The 3403-nt window shown below is 65.6% G+C and carries 5 protein-coding genes and 1 pseudogene; 3 read left to right on the forward strand and 3 right to left on the reverse strand.

Annotation, left to right across the window (positions count from 1 at the left end; genetic code table 11):
• The first annotated feature begins 396 nt into the window (after positions 1-396).
• On the forward strand, positions 397-537 hold the full coding sequence (locus IEY89_RS39910) for a hypothetical protein (RefSeq protein ID WP_189152416.1): 141 nt from the start codon (positions 397-399) through the stop codon (positions 535-537).
• A 146-nt stretch (positions 538-683) separates the two neighbouring features.
• Here IEY89_RS39910 and IEY89_RS41405 read toward each other — a convergent pair whose 3' ends face one another.
• Entirely contained in the window at positions 684-830 is a 147-nt protein-coding gene (locus IEY89_RS41405; protein WP_229695738.1) for a hypothetical protein, read from the reverse strand.
• Here IEY89_RS41405 and IEY89_RS41410 point away from each other — a divergent pair.
• On the forward strand, positions 780-1253 hold the full coding sequence (locus IEY89_RS41410; RefSeq protein ID WP_345639489.1) for a GNAT family N-acetyltransferase: 474 nt from the start codon (positions 780-782) through the stop codon (positions 1251-1253). The genes IEY89_RS41405 and IEY89_RS41410 overlap by 51 nt on opposite strands.
• Here the strand turns inward: IEY89_RS41410 and IEY89_RS39920 are convergent.
• The gene (locus tag IEY89_RS39920) at positions 1204-1479 is read right to left on the reverse strand and encodes a hypothetical protein (protein WP_189152417.1); all 276 of its coding nucleotides are present in this window, start codon (positions 1477-1479) and stop codon (positions 1204-1206) included. The genes IEY89_RS41410 and IEY89_RS39920 overlap by 50 nt on opposite strands.
• Complete coding sequence (locus IEY89_RS39925) at positions 1476-2294, reverse strand: phytanoyl-CoA dioxygenase family protein (protein WP_189152418.1); 819 nt, start codon at positions 2292-2294, stop codon at positions 1476-1478. The genes IEY89_RS39920 and IEY89_RS39925 overlap by 4 nt, the downstream gene beginning before the upstream one ends.
• A gap of 635 nt (positions 2295-2929) precedes the next feature.
• Here IEY89_RS39925 and IEY89_RS39930 point away from each other — a divergent pair.
• Positions 2930-3346: pseudogene (locus IEY89_RS39930) on the forward strand (GDSL-type esterase/lipase family protein); the annotation flags it as partial.
• Between the last annotated feature and the right edge of the window lie 57 nt (positions 3347-3403).

The raw sequence follows: 3403 nt of genomic DNA on the forward strand, positions 1-3403 counted from the left end.
ACAGCGCCCAACGCGCCGCGACGACCGGAGGTATGGTCCCCTGTCGCAACCGTGTACTTGTGACCTCCACCGCTTCCCCTCTTGTCCATGTGACGCACTGGTGCCCGGCACCCGCGAGGTCGCGGGGGGACCCAAGCGCCCCGATCCCTGATACGGCTCCTGGGCGGAGCAAGAATACGGAACCTGGCGAGAAGTTGGCCCTACTTGGCCTCAACTGTTCTTGTTCCGCGATCGGGACGCTGGCCGAGCGGACCACGTGTGCCCCGTGGGATGCCCGCGATCACTTCGCGGGACGCCCTCTCGCTTCTTCGACATCACCCTCGTGGATTCCGCAGACAACCGGTCCGGCGGTTCAGCGGCTACAACGAGGCCAACGCGTGGGTCTACGACACCCACATGGACGAGGACGCCTGCTCCTGCTTCCGGGTCGGCCTCGTCAACGACGGCGGCTACGGCAGCGGGCTCTTGCCGCAGAGCACGAAAGGCCTGATCAGAATGGGCGAGCAAATGTTATCGTCGCCCGCATGCCGGAACTGATCACCCCCACAGGCCGACTCCAGTCCTCATAACTCGCGGCGCGTCACGAGTGACCTCCAGGCGCCCATCAGGACGGGACTGGTTTGCGTCTCGCGCCTGAGGCCGACCTCGACAACCCCGATGTCTTTTCGGCGTGGGTCAAGCAACTACAGCAGCAGTCGGACAGGTCCGTTGCCGTGGGAGAAGGGCGCGTCCACGCCACCCACTGGTGGATCGTCGAGGGCGACAGCTATCTGGGAGCCATCGATCTGCGGCACTATCTGAACGCCCTTCTGCTCGATATCGGTGGGCATATCGGCTATAGCATCCGGCCCTCCGCGCGGAGACGCGGCTTGGCCACGTGGGCTCTCGGGGCGGTTCTGCTCGAAGCCCGAGCGTTCGGTCTGGATCGGGTCCTGGTCACCTGCGACGACGGCAACGTCGGATCGGCGCGCAGCTCTGTCGTACTGGCCCGCCGGGCGAACGGTACGACAAGAGTAGGTAGAGGGCAGCATCCCGAGTCTCCCCAGGCCGGTACCGACCGGGGCAATCGTCGACGATCTGGTCGGCTCTCCTGTACGCACATGCGCGCCGCAGCGAGTCGATCGGCTACTGCCGGCCCTCATCCACCAGTTTGCCGTCGCACTCCTGATCTCTGGCCGCCGGACCGTTCCTCCCCGTACGGGGTCAGGGGCTGGATACCTCCTCCAGCTTCTCGAAGAAGAACTCGTGCTTGAGGAAGGAGACGTCGTACTCGTGGCCGGACTGCGGGGGCAGCAACTGGGACGCCTGGAACAGCCGCCACCCGTCCTGCAGCGCGGCGAGCCCGGTGAGGTAGGGCGGTTCGTCGCTGTCGCCGGTCGTCGGACGGGACCGGGCGGTCCCGTCGTACCGGGACCAGCCCAGCACGTCGGAGTCGAGTGCCGACGTCGAGAGGTAGAGGACCAGAACCTGCTGTCTCATGCGTGACTCCTCAGGGCGGGCCGGTTACTGACGCGCGTTACCCAGTACTCGATGTCGAACAACTCGTCGCCGGTCAGGGCCCGCCACAGCAGGACCCGGTTGTAGATCTCCAGTCGGGCGGTGGCCTGCTCGTACCAGGGGAAGTACGTGCTGAGTTCCGCGGTCACCGCCGGGTCGTGCAGGTCGGTGGTGTCCCAGAGCCGCACCTGCGGGACGGTCGGGTTGAGGCGGAGTTTGTACATGTAGCGACGGCGGGCGGTGTCGTTGCGGCGACCGCCGTGCCAGATGCCGTGGTGCAGGAGGACGACCGTGCCCGCCGGGCAGGTCAGACGCGTCTGCCCCCTGAGGTTCTGGACGCGGCCGACGTCCGTCTCGTTGATCCGGCGGAGATGGCTGCCGGGCACGCTGAGCGTGCCGCCCATCTCGGCGGTCACCTCGTGCGGGTAGTACATGAGTTGGATGTCGAACGCGTCCGGCCGTACGTCGATGATCGCGTCTCCGTGGAGGGGCTGCGCCTGTCCCTCGCGCGGCTCTCGTATGTGTATCGCATGGTGGTCGACGGTCGGCTCGGGGCCGACCAGGCTCTCGACAGCGCCTGCTATGACCGGCAGGCCGAGAAGCTCGTTGACGAAGGTGTCCTGCGCGAACGCCTGGCTCAGCGCAGTGCCGTAGGGCACGTCCGGCAGGCCCTCGGTCAGGGTCGCGATGGCCCGTTCGTTGATCTCCTGCGGCACCACTGCGTCCAGTCGCAGAAATCCCTGCGCGACGAAGCGCGCCGCCTGAACCGATGTCAGGAGTTGCTTGCTGGTTGGCATGCGACGAACGTACGTGCCCTGCCTTGGCTCAGTCGTGGGCTGAAATCGTCGAGTGCTGGTCATTTTCCATCATCGCGAAGCTCGTGGCACCACGACTCCCGGTACAGCGCACCGCACTCCATGCGGCTCTCACGGCAGTCGATGTGCTTCAAGCCCGCGACGTGGACGAGCTACGGCCACGCACGCTACTCGGCAGCCGACCAGCAGCCAGACATGGGATGTCGAGGGGGCAGTGCGGGAGATGGACAGAGCGACGAGGAGCCCGTCGGATCTGCGACGAAGGGGCGGAGTGCCGCGCAACTCGCCCCCGCGTCGTCGATCCCCAAGATCTGGCATCCATGGGATGTCCAGGCAGAGATCTGCGTGATATTTGTACGAGTGCGCTTGAGGAGCCGGCAGGGGCCGAACCCGCTCGGTACAGGAAGGGCCGGGCAGACTGGACGCCGGATGGCTTGGAGTTGTCAGCGCTCACGACGCAAGAGGTTTTCCACCACGCTGTTCTGACAGTACGTCAGTCATCAGTCATCGCCAACGGGACGACACGACAGCCGAGTTACCGAGTTACCGAGTTACCGACTCGAACGGCGATTCAGCCCCGTCGGCTCGGCACTCACTCGTCATGAGAGGACGTCTGCATGAGAAATTCCTGGACTTTATCCCTCATCACTCTCGTCACCGCCGCACTCGGGGTGACGGCAACAGGTACGACCCCTGCCTCCGCCGCCTCCACCACGCCTTTGCGGGTCATGCCGTTGGGCGACTCCATAACCTGGGGCGTGGGAAGCAGTACGGGCAACGGCTACCGGGGTCCGTTGTGGGACAGGCTCGCGGCGGACGGTCATCCACTGGACTTCGTCGGCACGTTGCGGGGCGGTTCGATGCCCGACCGCGACAACGAAGGCCACTCCGGATTCCGCATCGACCAGATCGCCTCACTCGCCGATGCCTCACTGACCCGCTACCGACCCAACGTCGTCACGCTGGAGATCGGCACCAACGACCTCAACGGGAACTACCAGCCCAGCACAGCCAGCGCCCGACTGAAGTCACTGAGGGTTTTCAGAGTGGCCCCCGGACGGGTGACGGCGGGATCGTAAGCAACGGACAGG

The sequence above is a fragment of the Streptomyces lacrimifluminis genome (assembly GCF_014646095.1).
Lineage (GTDB): Bacteria > Actinomycetota > Actinomycetes > Streptomycetales > Streptomycetaceae > Streptomyces > Streptomyces lacrimifluminis.